The organism is Gorillibacterium sp. sgz306347 (genome assembly GCF_059735245.1).
The window spans coordinates 1-24510 of record NZ_JCAPET010000050.1 but is presented as its reverse complement, the minus strand read 5'-3'; the positions used below and the strand labels follow the sequence as shown (position 1 = coordinate 24510).

The following is a 24510-nucleotide window of genomic DNA, read 5'->3' as shown; positions in this document are numbered from 1 at the left end:
TATCCGCCGCACATCAAGCTTCCGCCCCGCCAAGCAGGCGCAGCAGCTCTTCTTCGCTGTCGATCACGTCGATGCCGAGCTCGCGGGCCTTGGCCAGCTTGCTGCCGGCATTTTCTCCGGCGATGACGAGATCGGTTTTCTTCGAAACGCTGCCGGTTACTTTCGCCCCGAGCCGTTCCAGCCTGCGGCCGGCTTCGTCGCGGGTCATTACGGTCAGCGTCCCGGTCAGGACCACCGTCTTGCCTGCGAAGAAGCTGTCTTCGGGCACAGGCTCGGCCCGCTCCTCCATCTTCGCTTCCACCCCGGCCTCCCGCATGCGGCGGATGCTCTCCTGCATCAGCGGATCGGCGAAGAAGGCGACGATGCTTTCCGCGACGATGCCGCCGATATCCGGCAGCGCGACCAGATCCTCCGCCGTGGCCGCCATGGCCCGGTCCAGGGAGCGGAAATGCTCGGCCAGCACGGAGGTCGTCTTTTTCCCGGTATTCGGAATGCCCAGGGCAAAAAGGAAGGACGCGAGATCGCGCGTTTTGCTTTTTTCGATGGCGGCGATCAGGTTGGCGGCTTTTTTCTCCCCGAAGCGGTCAAGCGTCAGCAGCTGCTCCGCCGTGAGGAAATAAAGCCCCGAGGGATCGTTGATGCCAAGGGAATCGTAAAGCTGCTCGGCCGTGGCGATACTGAACGTTTCGATATCCATGGCGTCGCGCGAGGCAAAATGCGTAATCCGCCCGATCAGCTGTGGCCGGCAGCCCAGCCGGTTGGGGCAGAACAAATGTGCGCCCTTCAGCTCGACCGGCGTGCCGCAAGCGGGGCAAACCACCGGAATTTCAATCGGTTCGCCATCGGTCTCCTCCGTCGCCTTGCCGAGAATTTCCGGGATGACGTCATTGGAGCGGCGGATGTAAACGAGCGTGCCCAGCGCATGGGTCAGGTTTTTGCGTTCGATGTCGCCCGCGTTGTTCAGTGTGCAGTTCTGCACGGTAACCCCGGCCAGCTCGACCGGATCGACCTTGGCGACCGGCGTCAGCTTGCCCGTCCGCCCGACTTCCCACGACACGGAGCGCAGGGTGGTGGTCGCTTCCTCGGCTTCGAACTTGAAGGCAACCGCCCAGCGCGGGAATTTGTCCGTGTAGCCCAGCGCGCTCCGGGTGCGGAAATCGGCTACTTTGACCACGGCTCCGTCAATCAGGTAGTCCATGCCGTGCCGCTGTTCGGCGATCTTTTCCACTTCCTCCGCCACTTCTTCAATGGTCGAAAAATAATGAATGTAATCGTTGACCTTGAACCGGTTGGCGCGCAGGAAGCGCTCCATCTCCGCATGGTCGGCGAAATCGATCCCCTCGGCGTAGCCGACGTTATAGATGAAAGCGTCCAGATTGCGGGAAGCCGTCACGGCCGTGTTCAGGTTGCGCAGAGCGCCCGCCGCCGCGTTCCGGGCGTTCTTGAGCGGCTCGGCGGCCGTTTGATTGTATTTTTCCAGCACGGAAAGGAACATGACGCCTTCGCCCTGCACCTCAATCGTTCCGTCCTTATAGGGGATGGAGAGCGGAATGGACCGGATCGTGCGAATCTGCGGCAGAATCCCTTCGCCCACCACCCCGTTCCCGCGCGTCGCGGCCTGAACCAGCTCGCCGTTTTCATAAGTAAGGTTGATCGTCAGGCCGTCGAATTTCAGCTCGACGACAAAGGAAGGCTCGGGCAGCGGATTGTCCGGGTGCTCCTTGTTGTACTGGGCCACCAGCTTCTCCACGCGGGCGAGCCAGGCCAGCAGCTGCTCATGGTTTTGCGCCTTGTCCAGGCTCCAGAGCCGGGCTTTGTGGCGGTGTTCGGCAAAGCCCTTCAGCAGCTCTCCTCCGACCCGGCGGGTGGGCGAGAACGGGAGCACAACTCCGGTCTCCCGCTCCAGTCCGGCCAGCCGGTCGTAAAGAACATCGTATTCCTTGTCGCTGATTTCCGGGTTATCCAGCGTATAGTACAAGTAGTTATGCCGTTCGATCTCTTCGATGAGCCGTTCCATCCGCTCGCGCGTTTCGCCGGTCAGGCCGGCCGATTGGTCCGCCATGCAGGGCCATCCTTTCCTGTCCTTGTTTAAAGGCCGTGCCTCGCCGCACGGCTATACCATATTATTATGCCCTCTTGCGGAGCTTACTGCTTCGTGATGGGCGCAAACTTGGCCAGCAGCCGCTTCAATCCGACAGGCGCCGGGAATGCGATCTGCAGCTCGGTGTCGTCGCCCGTTCCCTTGACGGAAGCGACAACTCCGATGCCCCATTTGCTGTGCGCCACCTTGTCCCCGGCCTTGAAGTCGCCGGGGTTTGCGTTCGGCGCCGGAGCGGCCGGACGGGGACGAGCCCCAGCCGGGGCCGGTCGGCCGAACGGATTCGCCGCCGGACGGGCGGAAGAGGCCGCGGCGCCAAACGGATTGCTCCCGCCCGGCGAGGCGCCATAGCCGGCTCCGGAGCCGGAGTACCCGCCGCCGTAGCCGCGGGAGCCTCCGTCAAAGCCGCCACCGTACGAACCGCCGGAGCGGCTGCCGAAGCGATCCCGGGCCGGGGAGCAGTCTTCCTTCAGCTCCTCCGGAATCTCCGCGAGGAACCGCGAAGGCGCGTTTGTGCTCGTCCGCCCGAACAGCGTCCGCATCCGGGCGCAGGACAGGTGCAGCGTCTTCTCGGCCCGCGTGATGCCGACGTAGGCCAGCCGGCGCTCCTCCTCCAGCTCCTCGTTGTCCATCAGCGTGCGGCTGTGCGGGAAGACGCCTTCCTCCATCCCGACGATGAATACGTCGGGGAATTCGAGCCCTTTGGCGCTGTGCATCGTCATCAGAACAACGGCGTTTTGCGGAGCCTCGGCCTTGTCCATCGAGTCGATGTCGGCGATCAGCGCCAGGTCGGTCAGGAACGCGAGCAGCGACTTGTCGTCGTTGCGCTTCTCGAACTCCATCGTCACGGACAAGAACTCGTCGATGTTCTCCACGCGCGAGCGGGCTTCCAGCGTCCCTTCCCGCGCCAGCTCGGCCCGGTACTGGGTTGCTTCCAGAATGTGCTCGGTGAGCTCGGTGACCGACAGAAATTCGGTCATTTTGCGGATGTTCCGGATCATCTCATGAAAATCGGCCAGCGCGTTGCGGGCCCGGCTGTTCAGCTCCAGGAAATGCACCTCGCCCAGCAAGGAGAAGATGGAAACGCCGCGCTCCGCCGCCAGCTCGCCAAGCCGGTCCACGGTCGTGTCGCCGATCCCGCGCTTGGGCACGTTGACGACGCGGGCGAACGAGATGTCGTCGTCCGGGTTTGAAATCAGGCGCAAATAAGCAAGGATGTCCTTGATTTCCTTCCGGTCATAAAATTTGATGCCGCCTACAATCTGATAGGGGATATCCGACTTGATCAAAATTTCCTCGATCACCCGGGACTGGGCATTGGTGCGATACAAAATGGCATGATCCCGGTAATCGCCGCCCTGGCTCACATTCTCGTTGATCCGGGAGGCGATAAAATACCCTTCCTCATGCTCAGAATCGGCTTGGTAGACTTTGATTTTCGGGCCTTTGTCCTTGGTGGACCAAAGCTTCTTCGGCTTGCGGCCGGCGTTGTTGGCGATGACGCTGTTTGCCGCATCCAGAATCGTCGAGGTGGACCGGTAGTTTTGCTCCAGGCGGATTTCCACCGCTTCCGGGTAATCCTTTTCGAAGTTCAAAATGTTGGAGATGTCCGCACCCCGCCAGCGGTAAATCGACTGGTCGCTGTCGCCGACGACGCAAATCCGGTGGTGCTTGTCGGCCAGCATGCGGCAGAGCATATATTGGGCCCGGTTGGTGTCCTGATATTCATCCACGTGAATGTACTGAAATTTGTTCTGGTAAAAATCCAGCACATCCGGCGCATCTTTAAACAGCTGGATCGTAGCCATGATCAGGTCGTCGAAGTCGAGGGAATTGTTGGCCTTCAGCTTCTTTTGGTACAGCGTATACGTGCGGGACACGACGCCATCGAAATAGTCGCCGATCTTCGCTTCAAAGCGCACCGGATCGATCAGCTCGTTCTTGGCTGTGCTGATGGCCGACTGAATGCCTTTGGGGTCGAACTTTTTCGGGTCGATATTCAATTCCTTCAGGCAGTTGCGGATTACGGAAAGCTGGTCGGTGGAATCGAGAATGGTGAAGTTGGAGGCGAAGCCGATCCGGGTGATGTCCCGGCGCAGGATTTTGACGCACATGGAGTGAAAGGTCGATACCCAGATGTCCCGCGCCTGCGGGCCGACCAGCGTTTCCACCCGGTTCTGCATTTCGCGGGCCGCCTTGTTGGTAAACGTGATGGCAAGAATGCTCCATGGCGCCGCCTTTCCGGTGGCGATCAAGTAAGCGATCCGGTGGGTCAGCACCCGGGTTTTGCCGCTTCCCGCGCCCGCCATAATGAGGAGCGGACCTTCGACGGCTTTCACCGCCTCGGCCTGCTGCGGGTTCAGCCTGCGGATGGCTTCGTGAATATCCTGAAGTTGATTCATCATGATTCGATTCCCTCGTTTCCTGTACTGCGATTCTGAAAAGCGGCCGCTTCCGGAACGGTGTCCAGAGCCCGCTGCAAATCTTCATAAATGACATTGCCGACCACAACCGTATCCGCCGCCGCTAGCGCGTCCCGCGCCTGTTCCCGGCTGCGGATGCCGCCGCCGTAAAAAAGCCGCGCCCCCGCAAGAGCCCGCCTTGCTTCCCGCACCCAGTCCATGTTTCCGTAAGCGCCGCTGTATTCGACGTAAAAAACCGGCATGCGAAAAAGCCGATCGGCCAGCCTCGCGTAGGCGGCCAAATCTCCGGCGTCCTCCGGAATGCGCGCCTCCGTGACGCGGGCGACGGTCGAGCGTTCGTTCAATATGACATATCCCTCCGGTACCATCCGGTCCCAGTCCAGCGCTGCCGCATGCTCGCGCAGCGCGCGCTGATGCAGCCCCGTCACCCAGGCGGCATCGTCCGTGTTGAGCACAACGGGGACAAAATAAAGGTCGAAGCCGGGCACAATCGCTTCCAGATCCGAAACCTCCAGTGCGCAGGGCACCGAAAAACGGCGGACCCGGGCGAGCAGCTCCGAGGTGTTGTCGAACGTTACGCCGCTGGAGCCGCCGATCACGATGGCGTCCGTTCCGGAAAGGCAAATCCGTTCCAGCTCCGGATCGCCGAGGTAGCGGTCGGGATCCAGCTTAAAGACATGCTTCCAAGCAGTAAAATCTGGCTTCAAAAAGGTTCGGTCCCATCTTTAAAAAGTACGGCCTGCCGCAGCCGCCCGGGGCGGACGGAAAGCCGGGGCCACTGCCCGATAAAACCAGTCTAAGACAGGGGGCGGGGGGAGTCAATCGCCGCAGCCGCATTCCGGCTGGCAAATCATTCACGCCGCTGCTGGCACGGATTTTCTCCATTATAGCGAAAGAGAACTGGCGTTCGCAACGCCCGCAAAAAAAAGCGCCCGGCCCCGCGGATCGCGGGCATCGGGCGGCTGCAACGGGTTTGAGCAGCGGTGGGGCAGGCTTGTCCGCAGCGGCGGCGGAATGATCAGCGGGCAAACCAGTGGTTGCCGATCCGCGCCGTCAGCGTGCGGGTGCGAATCCATTTCGAGGTGGCGATCTCGGGATTGTAGTAATAAAGCGCATCTCCCGTCGGATCGACGCCTCTCAGCGCCTCCTGCACCGCTTCGTAAGCCCTCTTGTTTGGCGTCAGATTGTACTGGCCGTCGCGGATTGCGGTAAACGCCCCCGGCTGCAAAATAACTTCCCGGACAGTGTCGGGAAAATACTTGGACTGCACCCGGTTGATCACGACGGCGGCCACCGCCACCTGGCCTTCAAACGATTCGCCGCGCGCCTCGGCGTGGACCACCTTGGCCAGCATGTCCAGCTCGCCGGGCGAAAGCTCCACGACCGACGCGGCGGCCTGCTCGGCCGCGGCCGTCTTTGCGCGGGCGGCTTTTTCCCGCGCCGCTTTCTCGCGGGCCGCCTTGTCCAGCGCGGCTTTCTTCCGCGCCGCTTCCTCCGCCGCCCGCCGCTCGGCTTCGGCCTTGCGCGCGTCCGCCAGCTTTTCCGCCTCGGCGGCGGAGAAGGCCGCCGGACCGGCGGCGCTCGCGGCGGCGGAAGCGATCGTGGCCCGCGCCTGCTTCACTGGCGCGGCCACGGGCGAGGCCTCCGGCCCGAAGCCGGCCGCCAGCGGCAGGGCCGCGCGCCAGCCGGCGCCAAAGAAGCCGCCGCCGGCCGGCTCCGTCAGCGCGGCCTGGACCACGGCCGATGTCCCGGCGGCGCTTCCGGCTTCCAGCCGGACGGAGCCGGCGCTTTCGCCGGGGCTTCCGGCGGCGGCGCGGAGCCGGTTTTCGTTCTTGCCGCGCACGGCGGCGCCTTCGTTCACGCTTTTCGCGTCCGCAAAGGCGCAAATCAATAAGATCAGGGTGAAGCAAAAAGGAATCATCATCATCCGATTCTTCATCCGTTTCGTAACCTCCTCGGGAGTTTGCCTTCGTGCGAAAGCAAACGGCTGGGAGGCAGCCATCCGACAAGTGCCGGTCCGGCACGGGCACCGGGCGCGACTGATCGCTCTCCGGTGCGGGGTAAAAGGATACGGGTTCATGACTTCCAACGGCGGCATGTATGTATTCAAAAGACGCTGTATCCTGCTCTCTTCGGCGGCGCATGCGTTGTTCCTCGGCGGAGCAATCCCCTCGCGCGCCGCGCGGTGGCTGCCTTTACTTGGGGGAGACAAGCCCTTCAACGTTCTCTTTAACCCAATCTCCCCGGTTTGACTCACATACCGCGTCAGCTCCGCTTTCTGCAGCCCTCTGCAAAGACGCGCGATTCCCTTGCCGGAAACGGCGGAACGCGGCTGGAAACACCGCCGCTAAGCGAAAAAAAGAAGCGGTCCCCGCCGCTGCCCTTAACGGATTACGGCGGGAACCTGCCTCTTATTGGGTATTCCTTTTGACGAGCCGCTCGCTTCAGCCTTCCCTTGCGCGCAGCGCCTTGTTTATCTGTGAAACCGGGATGCTTATTCCGGCACCCGCTCGATCTTGATCAGGTTGGTCGCGCCCGCTTTCCCCACGGGAACGCCCGCGGTCAGCACGACCAGATCGCCCGGCCGGAGCAGTCCTTCGCGCACGCCCAGCTTCAGGCACTGGGCGATCATTTCGTCCGTGTCCGCGAACCGGTCCGAGCGCAGCGGAATTACGCCCTGCACCATCGCCAGGCCGGGAAGCGCCTGCTCGGACGGCGTGACGGCGATGATCGGGCAGTCCGGGCGGTATTTGGCGGCCATCCGCGCGGAGAAGCCCGTCATCGTCGGAGCGATGACGGCGGCCGCCCCAAGGCGGCGGGCCGTCCGCACCGCCGAGCGGCACACCAGCTCCGTCACATTTTCGACGCCGCCGGCAAACGGCAGGTCGACCGTCCGCTTCGCCTGGTCCGCCTCCGTGCGCAGCGCGATGCGCGCCATCACGCCCACTGACTCCAGCGGATACTTGCCCGCCGCCGACTCGCCCGAAAGCATCACCGCGTCCGAGCCGTCGTAGATGGCGTTGGCCACGTCGTTCGCCTCCGCCCGGCTCGGGCGCGGGTTAACCTGCATCGATTCCAGCATATGGGTCGCCGTAATGACCGGCTTGCCCGCAATGTTGCATTTGCGGATCATTTCCTTCTGAACGGAGGGCACTTCTTCCACGTTCAGGTTGACGCCCATGTCGCCCCGGGCGACCATAATGCCGTCCGAGACCTCCAGAATCTCGTCGAGGTTGTCTACGCCTTCCCGGTCCTCGATTTTGGCGACGATCTTGATATGCGGCGCGCCGAGCGATTCCAGCAGCTCCCGGATTTCCAGCACGTCCGCTCCACGCCGGACAAAGGATGCCGCGATGATGTCGATGCCGTTTTCCACGCCGAAGGTAATGAACTTGACGTCTTTTTCCGTTACGCCCGGCAGGTTGATGCGGAGGCCCGGAATATTGACCCCTTTGCGGCTTTTGAGCGGACCGCCGTTCACGACCGTACAGTGCACCTCCCGCCCTTCGGCACGCTCCACTTTGAGGCGCAGCAGTCCGTCGTCGATCAGGATGGCCATCCCCGGTACCGCGTCCTTCGGCAGGTCTTGATAGGTGACCGTCACCTTGTCCGCCGTTCCCTCCAGCGTTTCCGTCGTGAGCACGACCGGCTGCCCCGGAAGCAGCATCGTCCCTTCCCGCACCGGCCCGATGCGGACCTCCGGGCCTTTGACATCCAGCATAATCGCGACCGGCTTGCCCGTTTCGGCGGATGCCCGGCGGATGCCGGCTATGCGGGCCCCGTGTTCTTCAAAGCTTCCGTGCGCGGCGTTGAGCCGGGCCACATTCATTCCGGCCTCCAGCATGTTCTTGAGCATGTCCGGGCTGTCGCTGGCCGGACCGATGGTGCAGACAATCTTGGTTTTGCGCATGTAACGTTCAACCTCCTTTGGTCTGTACCGCCTGCGACCGTTCCCGTTCAAGCAGCGCTTTCATCCGCCCGGAGCAGCGCGCGGCTCTCCTCTTCCCGCCGCCGGGGCCGGGCAAAACCGGACAAAGCATCAATCTCCAAAAATGAACGGGGAAGGCGCACGGCGCTTTACCGGAACCAAGTTTACCGGGCTTTGCAGCCACCCGCGGCCTCGCGTTCCGTTCTCTTCCAACAATTCTACTATACTATACCATTCCGGCGGCGGGGTGGCGGTAATGTGGCGAATCCGTGCTTTGGCGGCGAAAACGGGAACCATGCATTAGCCAATGGCCAACGGCTTGTGCCCGCCACAGCGAAAATTGCTGGCCCGGCCAGCTCTTGCCGAGCTCACCGACGCACTGGCCGATTCGTTCGTGCGCGCTCCGCCGCTTTCTCGGTTCCCCTTGCGGGCAGAGCACTCTCCGGCCGCTTGCAAGCCTGCTATACTTGCGGACAGAACTCTCCAGGCCCCCTGTACAACTGAGTCATCCCCGTTCATTTTGCGAGTCTGCTCCACTTGCAGGCAGGGCTCGGTTCCACCCTTTCAGCCTTCCCCGGCCTTTTTGCAAGTGTACAGGAAATTTATTCTTGACCACGAAGTCAATAATTGGTATGCTCCCCCCATGAGCAGACCCAGAGAATTTGATGTCGACCGCACCTTGCACCAGGCGATGGAAGTGTTTTGGGCGAAAGGGTTCAAGGCGACTTCCTTTGAAGACATCACCCGCACAACACAAGTGAAAAAACAAAGCTTATACGGCGTCTTCAAAGACAAGCGGACGCTATTTCTGAAAGCATTGGCCATGTACGCCGAGCAAAGCATCGCAAGCCTGGAGGAATTGGCCGCGCAGGATATTCCTTCCTCGGAGAAGCTTGCACGCATCCGCGACGCCCAGCTTTCCCAATGCGCCGGAACCGCCCGAAGAGGCTGCCTCGCCGTGAATTCCATGCTCGAATTCGGCACCGATGACGAGGATGTCGCCATCGAAGCCGGGGTCATGCTGGCGAAGGCGGAACACATTCTCGAAACCATCATCCGCGACGGGCAGGAGCAGGGGGAAATTACGACCCGGCAAACCGGCAAGGAGCTGGCCGCTTATCTGAACAACGCTCTTCTCGGCACGCGGGTGCTGGAAAAATCGGGTGCTTCCCGGGAACAGATCGAGGCGGTTTTGCACACCTCTTTTGCCATGCTGGTCCCTTGATTTTTTTTGCGATTTTTTTGACCGCATGGTCAAAAACGAACTTCCACAAAGAAATGGAGGAGGTGGTCCGCCGCAAGAGCATCATTACCCTGGCTGGCAATTTCTTCCTGACCCTTGTTTCATCCTGCAGCTGTTCCGCCTTTTTCGCGGGAGCCTTTTACATAATAGCCATGTGCATAAAACCTTATTTTCGGGAGGTAGAAAAAAGATGGATGCTTCAAAAACTGTGGAAGCCTTGTTTAAACCGTTCACGGCGGGAACGCTCTCTTTGGCTAACCGTGTTGTCATGGCGCCGATGACCCGACAGTTTTCCCCGGACGGCGTGCCGGGCACCGATGTGGCCGATTATTACCGCCGCCGGGCCGAAAACGAAGTCGGCCTGATCGTGACCGAAGGCACGGTGATTCATCATCCGGATGCCTCGAACCAGGCCAACGTCCCTCACATTTACGGCGAAGCCGCGTTAAAAGGCTGGGCGAATGTCGTATCTGCCGTGCACGAAGCGGGCGGAAAGATCATTCCGCAAATTTGGCACATGGGGGCCCGGGGCCACGTAAACGATTATTCGGAAGCGGAAATTGTCGGCATTGTTCAGGCCTTCGCGGATGCCGCTCTGGAAGCCAAGCGGGCCGGCTTTGACGGCATTGAGCTTCATGGCGCCCACGGGTATTTAATCGATCAATTTTTCTGGAAAGAAACCAACAAGCGTGCGGATGCTTACGGCGGCGACATGCTGGCGCGGACGCGTTTTGCGGTGGAGGTCATCTCGGCCTGCCGACGGGCCGTAGGGCCGGATTTCCCGATTGTGCTGCGTTTTTCGCAATGGAAGTCGAGCGACTATACCGCCAAGCTGGCCGAAACGCCCGAATTGCTGGAGCAGTTTCTGCAGCCGCTGGTCGAGGCCGGCGTCGATATTTTCCACTGCTCCACGCGCCGGTTCTGGGAGCCCGAATTTGAGGGCTCGGATTTGAATCTGGCCGGCTGGACGAAAAAACTGACCGGCAAACCGACCATTACCGTCGGTTCGGTTTCCCTGGACCGCGATTTCATGACGCTTTTTACCGAAGGAAAAGGCGCAGGCCATACCGGAATCGATGAGCTGGCCGAAAGGCTTGCCCGCGGGGAGTTCGACCTGATCGCCGTGGGCCGCGCGCTGCTGGCGGACCCGGAATGGGCCAGCAAGGTCCGCGAAGGCCGGTTGGACGAATGGGTTCCCTTCTCCCCGGACGCCCTCCAGACGCTTCGTTAAGTAACCCGCGTAAAAAGAACCGGACGTGCAAAACCCTCATCTCCGCTGCGGAGATGAGGGTTTTTTCTGGAGCTTCCGGCTTCTGGGGCTTCCGGCTGTTTGATGGATTACCGGCTTCTGGAGCTTCTGGCCGTTTGTTGGAATGCCGGCTTCCGGTCGGCTCCCCCTAATCCTGCAAAAATGCAGGATTTTTTCGAGCATCGGAGTCCGTTTCCCCAAAATGCTGCAATTGTGCAGGATATTTCTTTGCTCTGGGCCCGATGGCCGCCAAAAAGCTGAAAATGATGCACATCCGCAACATTTTCCACTCCAACCCTTCCTTTGGTCCATAAAATGATGCACATTCGCATCATTCGCCATTCGGCGTTGGCAGTTGGCAATGTGCCATATCAGGCGGAGGGAAAGGCGGTGCGTTCGCTGGCCGTCCTCTCCGCTGCGGAGATGAGGGTTTTCTGAAGCTTCCGGCTTCTGGAGCTTCTGGCCGTTTGTTGGAATGCCGCTTCCGGTCGGCTCCCCCTAATCCTGCAAAAATGCAGGATTTTTTCGAGCATCGGAGTCCGTTTCCCCAAAATGCTGCAATTGTGCAGGATATTTCTTTGCTCTGGGCCCGATGGCCGCCAAAAAGCTGAAAATGATGCACATCCGCAACATTTTCCACTCCAACCCTTCCTTTGGTCCATAAAATGATGCACATTCGCATCATTCGCCATTCGGCGTTGGCAGTTGGCAATGTGCCATATCAGGCGGAGGGAAAGACGGTGCTTTCTCATCAATCAATAACCGGTGTCGGCGGTACGCCACATCTAGCGCGAGAAAAGCGCCGCTTTCGCATCATTCACCATCCAGGGTTGGCGGTGCACAACATCTAGCATGGAACGGTACGTTAGCGGCCCATCCGGCGTAGGAAAAGCGCCGCCTTCGCAGCCTTCCGGACCCGGCGCCTAGGGCGTTGCCGTAGCGCTCGCTTCGCTGTCCGTCTTGCCCTTGTTCCTGCCGATATCGTACAGCGCCTGAATGTCCGAGGTCTTTACGGTGTACGTCCACTTCCCGCCCTGCTTGGTCAGCTCGGTCAGCTCTCCGTTCACCTTGCCAAAGAACACCGCTTCCGTTTTCTGGCCGCCGCTCTCCTCCGTGATCGCGATGGTCAGCTCGGGCTCCGCGGGCGGCGAAGCCGGCGCCGCTTTGACCAGCTGATCCGTGTAAATGCCGGTCAGCTTGTCGAGGATGGCGGTGCCCTCCTCCGCCTTCAGCTCATCCGCGCCCATTTTCCAGGCGCTTTCGTAAGCGGGCTTTTCCGGCTCGTTTTTGGTCAGCTCCCACGACTCGCCCTTCCAGGTCAAAACAACGGCGGAAATTTTGCTGTACTCGGAATCCACCGCCTGCGAATCCATGAAATCAAACGCAGTTTTGGCAAGTCCGTCAAGCTCCGTGTCGCTGGCCTCGTAAACGGCCGCCTCCCCTTTCACCTGCACGTACGTGCTGCCGGCCACCGGCAGGGGGCGGCCGACCAGCAGCTCCTGCTCCGTGCCGTCCGCCAGCACGGCCCGGTAGCGGGCCGCCGGCTGATCCAGGCCGTAAACCGCCAGATCGGACGGATTTTCTTCTATCACCGACGTATAGGCAATCCCCGAGAAAAGCGAGGTCCAGCTATCCGGCGTATACGAATTCACCGGATACGCCTCCGGCTTCTCCATGCTCCAGGCCTCGCCTTCCCGCTTGAGCGCAACCGTTTCTCCGCCCCGCTCGATTTCGATGCCCGCAATCGCCGCGCTTTCCGCCGCAAAAAGCGGCTTCGGCGTGTCCGTGTCGTCTTTTTGAAACAGCCCTTGGGCCGATGCGTACCAAAATCCTCCGGCGCAGAGCAGCACCAGCGCCAGGGTGAGCGCCAGCCGTTTCATCCTTTTCGCCTCCTCCACCAAACCGCGCCGCCCGCCAGCAGGAACAAGGCCGGAATGACGACGATGGTGAAAATAAACACTCCGTTGCTTTGGCCGGGCGTAAGGTAAACCTGCTGCAGCTGCGCTTCCTCGCGGGGCCGGATCGTCAGAGACGACTCCTCGCCCTGCAGCCAGGCGACGCTGTTCAGCAAAAAGTCTTTGTTGCCCTGCTGCTCAAAATATTGGTCCTGCACGAACAGCCCGTTTCCGATCACGACCGCTTTTGCTCTGCCGTCCTTATCCTCGACTGCGTACGCAAGGTCCAGCGGCCCCTCCAGGTCTCCGCTCGCCTTGGCGATGTCGCTTTCGGTCAGCTGCTTGGACAGCAGCTCCTTCAGATTGGTTTTGCCGTAGCCGTCCGCCGTCGTTTGAAGCAGCGCCGTAGCGGTGTAATCCTGGACGGCTTCGTCCTTCTGAAGCGCGATAGCTGCCGGAAGGATCGTGACGCGATCCTGCTCGTTCAGCTTCGTGGTGATGTCGTGGTAACCGTAGCTCGCCACGATGGTCAGCGGATCGGTGCTGAGCGACTGCTGCTTCTCGACCGCCAGTGCCTGGGTGTTCTTGACGCCGAGCTTGGCGAGGATCGCGTCCCAGTTTTTCCACGTGTCCATCTGATCGGTCAGGCCGACCGTGAAGACCAGCTTGCCGCTGCCCGCAACATACTCGTCCAGCAGCTTGGCTTCGGCCTCCGTAATGTCCTGCTGGGGCGACAGAACGAACACCGCGGCGGCGTCATCCGGGATTTTGGCGTCCCGCATCAGGTTCAGGTCGCTGACGGTGTAGTTTTCATTCTGAAGCCCGGCCGCAAGCGCACTGGCTGTCGAAAGACTAAGCTCTCCATGCCCGGTCAGAAAATAAATCTTTTTCGCCTCTCCGGAGGTCAGACCGAGGAGCGCCTGGGTAAACTTTTCTTCCCCGGTGAACTGAAAGGTTGTCTGGTCCGCGCCGTAGCCGAAAATGTCGTTGTAGGTGAGCGTTTTTTTCTTCTCCCCGCTCTCAAACACGATGGTACCGTACTGCTCGATCTGGTATTGTTCGGCGAGCGACGGCTGCTTTTTCGGATCGACCTCGCGGAAGCTCAGCTTGCCGTTGCGCTTGCTGTACTCCTGCAGCAGATCGCTGACCTGCCGGTTGTAATAGTCCAGGCCCGGATAGGTGAAGGCGATGACGTCGACGTCTTGGTCCAGGCTATTCAGGGCGGTGACGGTTTGGTCGGCGAGGGTGAATTTTTTGCCTGCGGTAAGGTCCCACTGGAGCCCGGTCACGGAGTGAAGGAGCACCGTGAGCAAAACGAACAGGCCGAGAACGGCGGCCGTCAGCACAGTGGCGTTGGCGCCTCTTAACCATTTTTTCACGGAATTGGCCTCCTTATCTCCAGCGTTTTCGTTCCAGCGCCTGAATGCTGAACACAATGAACATCGCGATAAATGTTAGGTAAAAGGCGACGTCCGTCCAGTCCAGCAAGCCGCGCTGCATGTTAACGGTTCGGGCTCCGATCGAGAACAGCGCAATCCATTCCGAGCTGCCCGGAATCAGGCCGCCCAGCCAGTCGATCATCCACAAAATGATCAGCATGGCGAACGCCGCGATCCCGGCGACCATCTGATGCGCGCTGAGAGTCGAGGCGAACAGCCCGACGGCCATCATGGCGGCCCCGAGCAGGAACATGCTCAGGTAGGACAACCAAAGCACCGGCTGGTCGAGGCTGCCGTGCTGCGACATGATCAGCGGGTACACGAGCGCCCCGCCCGTAAGCAGCAGTTGCACGACGACAGCCGCCAGATATTTGCCGAACACAATTTCCCCGAGCCCGGCGGGCGAGGTCAGCAGCATTTCATCCGTGCCCTGGCGCAGCTCGTCGGAGACGAGCCGCATGGTCAAAAGCGGAATGACGAGCAGATAGACGATCATGAAGTTGCTGAATAGCGGGCGGATGTCGACCGTCTGGTTGTTCAGAAAATCCATGCTGAAAAAGAAGCCCGTCACCAGAAAATAAAACGCAAACGCCACGTAAGCGGTGGGGGAGTAAAAGTACATCTGCAGCTCCTTGCGGCAGATGGCCATGGTTCTACGCATCGCGGTTATCCTCCTTTGCGTTGGCGGAGACCGCCGCTTCGCCGGCGCCCCCCTCTTCGGCCGGGGCCGTTGCGGGCCCGGCAGCGGCTTGGCCCTGGGCGCCGGAAGAAGCGTCCGTTGCCGCCGCGCCTTCGCCCGGCTCGACCGTGGTGAGCTTCAGGAAGATATCCTCCAGGCTGAGCGAAAGCTTGCGCATGTCGAGAATCGGCAGCCCCAGCTCGGCCATGCGGAAAAAGATCGCTTCGCGCAAATCCGTCCGGCCGTTTGCCGTTACCTTCACCTGAACGGTGAGAGCGCTCGCGGGCTGCGCCGGGGCGGAAGCGGCGGAAGACGCCGCATCCGCACCATCGTCTCCTGCGGGCGCTTCGGCCGCCGCAGCGTTTGCCTCCGCCGCCGGAGTCCCCGAGGACAGCGGCGCCTCCGCTGTGCCTGTTCCAGCCGCCCCGGCCCCGACGGGCAGCCGGCCCTGCTCCGGCGCCGGAACGCTGCCGGAGCCAAGCACCGCAACAGCCGCAACCCCGGAGACGCTTTCCAGCCCGCGTACCACCGCGTCCTGCGGCCCCTTGACTTCCAGGCTGACCTCAAAGTTCTCGGCAAGCGACCCGGCCAGATCGTCCGGATGGCCGTCCATCACGATCTGGCCTTGGTTAATGATCAGCACCCGGTTGCAGATGCTGTTCACCTCCGGCAGAATGTGCGTGCTGAGCAGCACCGTGTGCTTTTCGCCCAGCTCCCGGATGAGCCGCCGGATTTCAATGATTTGCTTCGGGTCCAGGCCCGAAGTGGGCTCGTCGAGCACCAGCAGATCCGGCTCGTGCAGGATCGCCTGGGCCAGCCCGAGACGCTGCTTGTATCCCTTGGACAGCCCGCGAATGACCTGCCCTTCCCGGCCCTCCAGCCCAAGCAGGGCGACGACCTCGGCGATCCGGCTTTTTTGCCGTTTCACCGGAACATCGCGCAGGTCCGCGACGAATTTCAAATAATCCCGCACCCGCATGTCCGGGTACAGTGGCGGCGTTTCCGGCAAATAGCCGATTTTGCGCCGCGCCTTTTTGGGATGCTGGGCCATGTCCAACCCGTCCACGAGAATCTGGCCCGCCGACGGATTGAGGTAGCCCGTGATCATCCGCATTGTCGTCGTTTTGCCCGCGCCGTTGGGCCCGAGAAACCCGACGATCTCCCCGCGGCTCATGGAAAAGTCGATTTCCTGAACGCCGCGGCGGTTCGCATACAGCTTGCTTACGCCTTTGACCTCAAGCAATGCCGCTCCCCCTTACGCTTTTATGTATTCGATTCGCCGGTTAACCCGGCCGTTCCCGGTCTCGGGCCATCGGGCCGCCAGCCGGGAACATCTGTCAGTTATTCTAAAAAAGCAAGAATAAACTACGATTAAAGCAAGATGAAATCCAGCTTAAAAAAATGTGTCTAAATTGTGACATAATTGTTGGTGCTCACAGCAACGGTTTCAAATGCCCATCCAGCCGAACGAGCAAACGAATGGCATCCTTTTTCAATAAAAATTAAAAATATGACTAATTAGCCACTTGTTTAATTCAGTCCTTCCTGTTATGATCCCAATTAGATAGATGTTTAATTAGAACACGAAAGGGGCAGCCTCATGCAGCTGGATAAACTCGTCGCTTACCATAAAGCACTCGCCGATCCGACGCGGCTCCGCATGCTGCGCCTGCTGGCCGAGGGAGAAATCAGCGGGCAGGAGCTGGCCGAAAAGCTGGCCGTCAGCCCCCCTACGGTGACCCACCATGCGGCAAAGCTGCGGGCGGCCGGACTGATCCGGGAACGGCGGGAGCGGAACACGATTTACTTTTCGCTGTACGATCCTCTGCTGCGGGCCGGGGCGTCCGACACCATCCGGCTCATTTGCGGGGGCGATAAAACGAACGAAACCGGGGAGGGATCAGGTATGGAAACCATGCGGGCGAAAGCCGAATGGAAAGCTTCGGTGCTGAAAAACTTTGTCGCGGAGGGCGGCAGGCTGAAGCACATCCCCGCCCAGCTGAAAAAGAAGCTGGTCGTGCTGGAGGCCTTGGCCGAAGAACTGGAGCCTGGACGGCGCTATCCCGAGGCGGAAATCAACGCGTTTCTGAAGCCCCGCCATCCGGACTTTGCCACGCTGCGGCGGGAGCTTATCATGCATCAGTTCATGTACCGGGAAAATGGCGTGTACGAGTTGAACCCGCGCGAAATGTGGGCGAAGTGGGAGGAGCTTCGTTAAAAGAACCGGAGCATCCGCTGTGCAGGGGGATCGAACGCCTGCGGCTCGGCGTCATCCTGGAGAACGCGCCCGCGCATTCGTTCTGGAGCCGGCTGGGCTTTGTTCCGGTGGAGGAGAAAGCATACCGGGACGGCAAACGGGTGCGGGTGTACGAGCAAATCTTGCCCCTGGCCCGATGAGGTCGGGTGCGATTGTGCAGGAAATGAAAAAGAAGCCGTCCGGCTCACGCGACTGCGGTGCCCGGACGGCTTCTTTACGTTTTGATGCAAACAGAGGGTCAAAACGTGAATGGATGTATGGAGCGAAGCGCTCCGCAATCCGCCTCCAATGTCCTGTGTTACGCGGCGCGAGCGCGAGTCCTCCGGAATCGGGCCCAAAGCGCGGTCGCCGCATAGGCGAAGCCCAGCATCAGGTACGGATACATGCCATAGCTGTAGCGCTGGACGGGAACAAACATCAGGTGCACGGCCAGGAAGAGCAGCAGCCCAAACGTCAGGAAGCGAATCGGCCAGTTGCGGAAGGTGAGCAGGCAGAGCCAGCCTACCCAGGCAAACACCAGATGCAGCACGGTAAAGACGGCGGAAAAAGGACCGGGCAGCGTCAGCCTGGGCGTGCGGAACAGCTCCATGAATTTGCCCACGGTGAACCAGCGGATCCACAGCCAGGGGTCCTCCCGGAGCCCTTCTTTGATTCGCCTTACGCCTTCGCTAAACTGCTCGTCCTTGGTAATGCCGCTGACGTCCAGCGTCCCCCGGAAATACGGGTCCGTTCCGGCCAGGAAGGGATTGCCGAGGCCGCCCTTCGCCGTAAAAATGAATTCGTGAAACGTGACGGCGTTCCGCACCCACCAGGGAAGCATCAGAAGCGCAAAGGAGAACGCGCCAAGCACCGCTTCCTTTGCATAGGGCTTGCGGTCGCGCAGCCACAGGATCACGTACGGCACAATGGCGAGCGGCAGCACATTCGGCCGGATCAGCACGACGGCCGCGAGCAGCAAGCCGGCGGCGATGTGGTCGCGCGGGCGGTTGGTTCGCAAAATGCGTGCCTGGGCGTAAAGCATCGCGAGAAATACGGTGAGGAACAGCGTCTCCGTCGTGACAGACCGGGGCGACCAGATGTACGTCGGGTAAAAGGCGACGATTGCCGCAGCCACCGCCCCCGTTTCCCGGCGGAACAGCTCCCGGCCGAGCAGGTACATCAAAACCACCGCCGCCGCGCCGACCAGGCACTGGACATAACGAACCGCCTGAAGCGCCGCTTCGGCCGAGCCCGTTCCAACGGCCTTGAACACGGCGGTGACAAAAAGCGGGTAGCCCGGCGTCACCCGGGCGTTCGGCTCCTCGCCGATGTACGAATAGACGCCTTTTTCGATCAGCCGGACGGCCTGCTCGGAGTAATTCTTTTCGTCGTGGGAAAGCTTGGGGGCGTCTCCAGCCATCACGTAAGCCAATCGGAGAACCAGCGCGAGAACGGCCAAAACGGCGATAAGCGCGGGATAAAAATGACGGATCCGGGTTCGTTTCAAGCGTTTTCGTTCCTTCCATGCGAAAATTTCCAACCTTCCTCGTCCTAAGGATAGCATGGGCGCACAAAAGAAAGATAGGGTGCTTTTTCCAGAGGGTGCAAGAAGGGCACAACCGCCCGGGCAGCGGTCGCAGCTTCCAGTCATGTCCCAAAAAGCCAAAAAGCCGCCGCAGCGGCTTTGAAATCCGTCTGCTAAGCGGCTTTTTGATCGTCATTGTGTGCCGTCGGCCTTTGCGCCCGGCTTTTCCGGTTTGGCCGCCGGGGTTCGGCAGCGCGGGTTATTTTTTGATCAACTGGCCCCGGGTGACGCCGAGCTGGTTGGTTGCCTTCAGCGTTTTCCACACCTTGGTTCCGGTGATCCGTCCGTCTATCGCGTCCCGGTACAGGCCGATAACCTCGCGCACCTTTTCCGGCGTCTCCTCCAGAAACTCGACGCGGAAGCGGCATACGCCAAGCCCGAGGAAGTTCGGCAGGTATTCTGCCCCCGACTGCTCGATCGCGTTGTAGACGGTGTTGCGGCAGCCTTCGTCGACCCGCACCGGATGGGACATGCCGATCCGGTCGCGGAGCGAAGCCCGTTTTTCCTCGCAGGGGCGGCCGCAGTTGGTGTAGTCGGTGCCTTCGCTCATGAAGGTGCAGTACACGCAGTGCTCCGTATGGTACATCGGAAGATGCTGATGCAGCACCAGCTCGATTCGCGACGTGTCCGCCCGCTCCAGCAGATCGACCATCTGCTGGATGTTCAGGTCGTACGAGGGCGTCAGCCGGTCCAGTCCCGCTTCCAGGAACAGCGCCGCCGTCATGTGATTGGCGACGTTCAGCGAGAAATCGCCGATCAGCTCGGGGTGCGGACCATCCGGATTGAGCTGGCGGTCCTTCAGGAAGTCGTAGACCGCGCCGGTGTTGCGCACCAGCACCGCGTCCGGGTTCAGCCGCCGGATGTTGCGGAAGAAGCCGTTCTCTCCGGGCATGTGAATGCGCGGGGTGACAAGCGCAATGCGCTTGCCCGCCGCCCGGACCGCTTCCACCGCCGCCGGAAACTGCTTGATGAACTCGAAGTCGGCGTAAACGAAGCCCACGCCCGCCGCAAGCGCGGCGTGCACCTGCGGCAGGCTGCGGCAGAGCGCCGTCAGCTCCGGGCGGGCCGGCGAGGCGGCGGGGAAAGCCGTGACGGCGCCGTCTGCCGCTACCGCGAGCGCGGCGTCCGCTGCGTCGCCGCCGCGCAGCCGGGCGGTTTCGCCCGCTGCAAGGCTCGGCTCTGCCGCGCGAGCCGCTGCTTCACGCGCCGATGTTTCGGCTTCCGCGCCGTCCGCCTCCGCGCCGGCTTCACCGTGCCGCGTATACACGCGCGGCACGCGCCGGGCTTCGGCCAGCCGCTCCGCCGCCTCGCGGCGCAGCCGGTTCAGCTCGCGCATCGGCAGGATGAGGTCGCCCGCAAGCGCAGCCGTAAGCCCCGCGAGCTCAAACACCGTGCCGCCGAGCCGCCCGAACTGCTCCGCGAGCAGCGCCTCGTCCATCGGCCGCTTCAGCGCGGGCTCCAGCAGCTCCTCCGAATCGAGGCGGATCGTCCGCCCTTCCCGGACGTCCGTCCACCAAGTCTTCAGCGGGCCGCCCGCCGCGCCGACCGCTTTGACGGTGACGGGGAACGTCCGGTACGGCTTGTCCGTCTCGAACGTCTGGCGCAGCCGCTTGTCCAGATGCGGGTCGCTCGTCTTCCAGATCCGGTCGCCGGGATGCACGCGGCCGAGGTTCACGTCGCTTCTCCCCGGCACAATTTCGATCATGCCGCCGGGGGCTTCCCCCTCCAGCTTTTTCCCTTTGCGCCGCAGGTCGTAGACGCGTCCGCCTTCTTCCTTTTGCGTCGGATCGCCCGCGTCGAACACGATCCCGTCGCCGCGCTTCAGCGGCGCCTCCAGCTCGCACACAACCGCGTCCCGCAGCACTTCCTTCACGCGTCCGAGGAACACGCCCCGGCTTTTCGGAAACGTTCCTTCCACCAGGGTCTTGTTGTTCGTGCCTTTCAGGAAGCCGTACGTAAAGCCGCGCGAAAAGCTCTGCTGCAGCTCCCGCATTTCCTCCCGGGACGGCTTGTGGTCCTGCCCGGCGAAATACCGGTCGATGGCGGCGCGGTACTTGGCGGTCACGTTCGCCACATACTCCGGGCTTTTCATCCGGCCTTCGATTTTGAACGACGTCACGCCCGCTTCGATCAGCTCCGGCACGAGCTCAATCGCGGCCAGATCCTTCGGAGACAGCAGATACGCCACATCTCCCATCGGCTGATGCACGCCATCCACCAGCAGGTCGTACGGCAGCCGGCACGCCTGGGCGCATTCGCCCCGGTTGGCGGACCGCCCGCCCCACATCTCCGAGGTCAGGCATTGGCCGGAATACGACACGCACAGCGCCCCGTGCACGAACACCTCCATCGGCTGCTTGGCGTGCTCCCCGATCGTTTTGATCTGGCGCAGGTTGTTTTCCCGCCCAAGCACGACCCGTTCAATGTTGTACGGCTTGGTAAACTCCACAGCCTCCGGCGACGTTACCGTCATCTGGGTCGACCCGTGAATCGGAAAATCCGGCGAAATTTCGCGAATCAGCCGCACCAGCCCGAGGTCCTGCACAATAACCGCGTCCACTCCCGCTTCCACGCAGGCGTTCACCAGCGCAGCCGCATCCTCCAGCTCATTTTCAAAAATCAATATATTAACGGTCAAAAAGCCCTTCACGCCATACAAATGTAAAAAAGACATGATGTCCGGCAGCTCGTCCGTGCGAAAATTGCCCGCTCTCGCCCGCGCGTTGAATTTCTCCACGCCAAAATAAACCGCGTCCGCGCCGTTCGCCACGGCGGCCCGCAGGCAATCCCAATCTCCGGCCGGCGACAGGAGCTCAATGTCTTCCTTTTTGATCGGTTTCATGTTCCCTCCAGCTTAAATGTGATGCGGATCACCCGCATCCTTCAGTTTACCAGAAACGGAGACAGAAGATAAGAAGAAAAGCGGCGGCGGGTGAAAATGCGGCAGGAATGAACCGGTACGGCGTTGAATATGGTGTGAGGTATCTAACAGGAAAATGCAATTCAGAGAGCAGGGGAGCCATGATCGGTTTTTTGGTCAATCCGGTATCCGGCAACGGCCGGGGCATGAAAATATGGCGCAAGCTGGAGTCCCTTCTGGCTGAGCGGGGCACCGCCTATGCGGTTCGTCATACGAAGGGACCGGACGACGCCTCGGTCTGGGCCGAGGAGATGGTGCTGGCGGGCGGATACCGCGCGGTGGTCGCCGTGGGCGGAGACGGGACGGTCAATGAAGCCGCGGGCGGGTTTTACCGGGCGCTGCAAAAGCGAAGGGGCGGCGGCGAGCCGGACAACGCCTGCGCCTTCGGCTGTGTTCCGGCCGGCTCGGGCAACGACTTTGCCCGCGGCCACGGCATCCCGGTCCGGCCCGAGCAGGCGCTCGCCTTTCTGCTCGACGCGCTCACGGAAGCGCGCGCGCCCGAAGCGATCGACCTGCTCCGTCTGGGCTCGCGGCTCGCCGTCAGCTCCGTGAGCTGCGGCTTTGACGGGCAGGTGGCGCTCACGACCAACGCGGCCTCCTACAAGCGCTGGCTCAACCGACTCGGGGCCGGGAAGCTGGCTTACGTAATCTCCGTGATCCGCGTGCTGCTGACGTACCGGCCCCAGCCGCTCAAGGTCAACGTCGACGGCCGGGAAACCGGGTTCCGCGGCGTCTGGCTGGTCGCGGTCGCAAACACGCCTTATTACGGCGGCGGTCTGATGATTTGCCCGGACGCGGTTCCGAGCGACGGGCTGGCTTCCGTTTGCGTCGCGTACGGGATCGGCCGCTGGAAGCTCTTGCGGCTGTTTCCGCTCGTCTTCTCCGGCCGCCACCGGCATCACCCGGCGGTGCGGTTTTTTGCCGGGCGGACGGTGACGATCACGCCCGAAGCGCCGCTCGCCGTTCAGGCCGACGGCGACCCGGCCGGGGAAGCGCTGCTCCGCATCGAGGTGCTTCCCGGCGCGCTGCCCGTGCTGAAGCCGGGCACGGCACGCACCGCCGGCTGAGCACCGGAACGCGGCCGGAATCGCTTGCCGACGTTCTTTCGTCCCGCCGCTGAGCGGCCCAACGAGCAGCCGGATTTGCTTTCGGGCTTATGGCCCGCCTGACTGCGCTCGGCCTACGATCCGCCGGGCTACAGCGAGCTTGCAGCCCGTCGGCCTGTGCTCGGGCTTACGATCCGCCGACCGCACTCGGCCTGCGGTCCGCCGACCTGCCCCCGGGCTTGCGGTCCGCCGGCCCTCCCGCCGCTCCCTTTCATGCACGCGCCCCGCAGGCTTCCCTGCGGGGCGCCGCCTGTTGCGGACGGGCGGTGCGGCCGGAAGCGCTCTCCTGTTTTTTTCAAAAAACAGTGGTATAATTTCAAATGAGATTCCATGCCCTGATGACTTGTCAGGCGTTAATCCTATGGAGGTGTCACCATGAAACTCGGCGTTTTCAACCCTCTCTTCGCGCAAAAACCGTTCGAAGAGGCTCTGGATTACATCGCCGCCAAAGGCCTCGATGCCATTGAAATCGGAACCGGCGGCTACCCCGGCAACGCCCACTGCGACCCGGACCAGCTTCTGAATGACGAAGCCAAGTTGAATGCGTTCAAGCATGCGCTCGATTCCCGCAACCTGTTCATCAGCGCGCTCAGCTGCCACAGCAACCCGCTGCACCCGCAAAAAGCGATCGCCAAAGAAGCGGACGAGCTGATCCGCAAGACGATCGACCTGGCCCAGAAGCTGGGCGTTCCGGTTGTCAACACGTTCTCCGGCTGCCCCGGCGACCACGAGGACGCCAAGTACCCGAACTGGCCGGTCGCTCCCTGGCCGAACGACTTCTCCGAAATCCTGGCCTGGCAGTGGGAAAAGAAAGTCATTCCCTACTGGACCGAAATCGGCAAATACGCGACCGAACGCGGCATCAAAATCGGCCTTGAGCTGCACGGCGGATTTTCCGTACATACCCCTGCTACGCTTCTGCGTCTGCGCGACGCGGCCGGCGAAGCCATCGGGGCCAACCTGGACCCGAGCCATATGTGGTGGCAGGGCATCGACCCGGTGCAGGCCATCCTCATTCTTGGCAAAGCGGGCGCCATTCACCACTTCCACGCAAAGGACGCTTCCATCGATCCGGTCAATGTCAACCGTCATGGCGTGACAGATATGCAGTCCTACACGATGATGCAGGACCGCGCCTGGCAGTTCCGTTCCGTGGGCTTCGGCCACGACATGAAGGTCTGGGCGGACATCATGAGCGCCCTGCGCCTGGTCGGCTATGACTACGTCGTCAGCATCGAGCACGAAGACGGCCTGATGTCGGTCGACGAAGGCTTCTCCAAAGCGGTCGCCAACCTTCAGCAAGTGCTGATCCGTGAGCCGCTCGGAGAAATGTGGTGGGTGTAAGCACAAAATGATTGGATGAGCGGATGGAGTGCACCTTTGCATTCCGTTCGCTCTTTCTTTTTGTCGTCTTCGATCCCCCCAATATAGTTGGCAATAAAAAAGAAAGGCGGCCCCTGATCAGCAGACGTCTTCTGTATTCCTCACCCAAATCCACGGCAGACAGGCTTGCCCCCTTCGATATCGTAGGTTGAAAAAAGTTTGCGGCCGTCCGCCGGCAAACGATCGGCGAAGACCCGTCCCCCCCAACTTTCCGGGTGCCTCTCGCTCGCTTTGAAGGATAGTAAGTGCATAAAAGCACCTAATCATAGCTTTATCAGCCATTTTTGCAGTAGACTTGCAAAAAAACTTACATGGTGCCTGTAAGA

17 protein-coding genes are annotated in these 24510 nt (G+C 61.3%); 6 read left to right on the top strand and 11 right to left on the bottom strand.

Annotated elements, in window-relative coordinates; all coding sequences use genetic code 11:
- Positions 1-13: 13 nt before the first annotated feature.
- From ligA to pyk, 5 genes are all read right to left on the bottom strand, one after another.
- On the bottom strand, positions 14-2062 hold the full coding sequence (gene ligA, locus AC6I6H_RS19505) for an NAD-dependent DNA ligase LigA (protein ID WP_497955811.1): 2049 nt from the start codon (positions 2060-2062) through the stop codon (positions 14-16).
- An 83-nt stretch (positions 2063-2145) separates the two neighbouring features.
- Positions 2146-4503, bottom strand: a complete 2358-nt coding sequence (pcrA, locus tag AC6I6H_RS19500) for a DNA helicase PcrA (protein WP_497955808.1) — start codon at positions 4501-4503, stop codon at positions 2146-2148.
- Positions 4500-5228: a heptaprenylglyceryl phosphate synthase gene (gene pcrB / locus AC6I6H_RS19495; RefSeq protein ID WP_497955806.1), complete on the bottom strand. Its 729-nt coding sequence runs from the start codon at positions 5226-5228 to the stop codon at positions 4500-4502. The genes pcrA and pcrB overlap by 4 nt, the downstream gene beginning before the upstream one ends.
- Positions 5229-5539: 311 nt before the next feature.
- The gene (locus tag AC6I6H_RS19490; RefSeq protein WP_497955801.1) at positions 5540-6460 is read right to left on the bottom strand and encodes a cell wall hydrolase; all 921 of its coding nucleotides are present in this window, start codon (positions 6458-6460) and stop codon (positions 5540-5542) included.
- Between the two features lie 555 nt (positions 6461-7015).
- Positions 7016-8431 (bottom strand): pyruvate kinase, encoded by a 1416-nt coding sequence (gene pyk, locus AC6I6H_RS19485; RefSeq protein WP_497955799.1) that lies wholly within the window; start codon positions 8429-8431, stop codon positions 7016-7018.
- A gap of 661 nt (positions 8432-9092) precedes the next feature.
- Between pyk and AC6I6H_RS19480 the strand changes: the two genes are divergently transcribed.
- Positions 9093-9674 carry a TetR/AcrR family transcriptional regulator gene (locus AC6I6H_RS19480; RefSeq protein ID WP_497955798.1) on the top strand — a complete coding sequence of 194 codons (582 nt, stop codon included), beginning with the start codon at positions 9093-9095 and terminating at the stop codon, positions 9672-9674.
- Between the two features lie 208 nt (positions 9675-9882).
- Positions 9883-10923: an NADH:flavin oxidoreductase gene (locus tag AC6I6H_RS19475; RefSeq protein ID WP_497955795.1), complete on the top strand. Its 1041-nt coding sequence runs from the start codon at positions 9883-9885 to the stop codon at positions 10921-10923.
- Positions 10924-11864: 941 nt separating this feature from the next.
- Here AC6I6H_RS19475 and AC6I6H_RS19470 read toward each other — a convergent pair.
- The 4 genes from AC6I6H_RS19470 to AC6I6H_RS19455 are packed head-to-tail and all read right to left on the bottom strand — an operon-like array spanning position 11865 to position 16197.
- The gene (locus tag AC6I6H_RS19470; protein ID WP_497955793.1) at positions 11865-12821 is read right to left on the bottom strand and encodes a DUF4340 domain-containing protein; all 957 of its coding nucleotides are present in this window, start codon (positions 12819-12821) and stop codon (positions 11865-11867) included.
- Positions 12818-14215, bottom strand: a complete 1398-nt coding sequence (locus tag AC6I6H_RS19465) for a GldG family protein (protein ID WP_497955790.1) — start codon at positions 14213-14215, stop codon at positions 12818-12820. Before AC6I6H_RS19465 ends, AC6I6H_RS19470 begins: the two co-directional genes overlap by 4 nt.
- 13 nt (positions 14216-14228) lie before the next feature.
- Positions 14229-14936 (bottom strand): ABC-2 transporter permease, encoded by a 708-nt coding sequence (locus AC6I6H_RS19460; RefSeq protein WP_497955789.1) that lies wholly within the window; start codon positions 14934-14936, stop codon positions 14229-14231.
- On the bottom strand, positions 14929-16197 hold the full coding sequence (locus AC6I6H_RS19455) for an ABC transporter ATP-binding protein (protein WP_497955786.1): 1269 nt from the start codon (positions 16195-16197) through the stop codon (positions 14929-14931). Before AC6I6H_RS19455 ends, AC6I6H_RS19460 begins: the two co-directional genes overlap by 8 nt.
- 357 nt (positions 16198-16554) lie before the next feature.
- Between AC6I6H_RS19455 and AC6I6H_RS19450 the strand changes: the two genes are divergently transcribed.
- Both AC6I6H_RS19450 and AC6I6H_RS19445 read left to right on the top strand, forming a co-directional pair.
- Positions 16555-17172, top strand: coding sequence for a DUF2087 domain-containing protein (locus tag AC6I6H_RS19450; protein WP_497955785.1), 618 nt, complete (start codon positions 16555-16557; stop codon positions 17170-17172).
- Positions 17154-17351: a hypothetical protein gene (locus tag AC6I6H_RS19445; RefSeq protein ID WP_497955784.1), complete on the top strand. Its 198-nt coding sequence runs from the start codon at positions 17154-17156 to the stop codon at positions 17349-17351. Before AC6I6H_RS19450 ends, AC6I6H_RS19445 begins: the two co-directional genes overlap by 19 nt.
- Positions 17352-17509: 158 nt before the next feature.
- On the opposite strand, the gene AC6I6H_RS19440 is transcribed toward AC6I6H_RS19445, so the two are convergent.
- Positions 17510-18697: an ArnT family glycosyltransferase gene (locus AC6I6H_RS19440; protein WP_497955782.1), complete on the bottom strand. Its 1188-nt coding sequence runs from the start codon at positions 18695-18697 to the stop codon at positions 17510-17512.
- 277 nt (positions 18698-18974) lie between these two features.
- The gene (locus AC6I6H_RS19435) at positions 18975-21617 is read right to left on the bottom strand and encodes a U32 family peptidase (protein ID WP_497955780.1); all 2643 of its coding nucleotides are present in this window, start codon (positions 21615-21617) and stop codon (positions 18975-18977) included.
- A gap of 179 nt (positions 21618-21796) precedes the next feature.
- Between AC6I6H_RS19435 and AC6I6H_RS19430 the strand changes: the two genes are divergently transcribed.
- Positions 21797-22762: a diacylglycerol/lipid kinase family protein gene (locus tag AC6I6H_RS19430; protein ID WP_497955777.1), complete on the top strand. Its 966-nt coding sequence runs from the start codon at positions 21797-21799 to the stop codon at positions 22760-22762.
- A gap of 414 nt (positions 22763-23176) precedes the next feature.
- Positions 23177-24145: a sugar phosphate isomerase/epimerase family protein gene (locus AC6I6H_RS19425; RefSeq protein ID WP_497955775.1), complete on the top strand. Its 969-nt coding sequence runs from the start codon at positions 23177-23179 to the stop codon at positions 24143-24145.
- The last annotated feature ends 365 nt before the right edge of the window (positions 24146-24510 follow it).

What these genes read in the sequence shown, in the direction of transcription:
- pyk (WP_497955799.1), bottom strand. Translation starts at nt 8,431, where the DNA reads ATGCGCAAAACCAAGATTGTCTGCACCATCGGTCCGGCCAGCGACAGC.
- AC6I6H_RS19475 (WP_497955795.1), top strand. Translation starts at nt 9,883, where the DNA reads ATGGATGCTTCAAAAACTGTGGAAGCCTTGTTTAAACCGTTCACGGCG.
- AC6I6H_RS19435 (WP_497955780.1), bottom strand. Translation starts at nt 21,617, where the DNA reads ATGAAACCGATCAAAAAGGAAGACATTGAGCTCCTGTCGCCGGCCGGA.
- AC6I6H_RS19470 (WP_497955793.1), bottom strand. Translation starts at nt 12,821, where the DNA reads ATGAAACGGCTGGCGCTCACCCTGGCGCTGGTGCTGCTCTGCGCCGGA.
- AC6I6H_RS19425 (WP_497955775.1), top strand. Translation starts at nt 23,177, where the DNA reads ATGAAACTCGGCGTTTTCAACCCTCTCTTCGCGCAAAAACCGTTCGAA.
- AC6I6H_RS19460 (WP_497955789.1), bottom strand. Translation starts at nt 14,936, where the DNA reads ATGCGTAGAACCATGGCCATCTGCCGCAAGGAGCTGCAGATGTACTTT.
- AC6I6H_RS19490 (WP_497955801.1), bottom strand. Translation starts at nt 6,460, where the DNA reads ATGAAGAATCGGATGATGATGATTCCTTTTTGCTTCACCCTGATCTTA.
- pcrA (WP_497955808.1), bottom strand. Translation starts at nt 4,503, where the DNA reads ATGATGAATCAACTTCAGGATATTCACGAAGCCATCCGCAGGCTGAAC.
- AC6I6H_RS19480 (WP_497955798.1), top strand. Translation starts at nt 9,093, where the DNA reads ATGAGCAGACCCAGAGAATTTGATGTCGACCGCACCTTGCACCAGGCG.
- AC6I6H_RS19450 (WP_497955785.1), top strand. Translation starts at nt 16,555, where the DNA reads ATGCAGCTGGATAAACTCGTCGCTTACCATAAAGCACTCGCCGATCCG.
- AC6I6H_RS19430 (WP_497955777.1), top strand. Translation starts at nt 21,797, where the DNA reads ATGATCGGTTTTTTGGTCAATCCGGTATCCGGCAACGGCCGGGGCATG.
- ligA (WP_497955811.1), bottom strand. Translation starts at nt 2,062, where the DNA reads ATGGCGGACCAATCGGCCGGCCTGACCGGCGAAACGCGCGAGCGGATG.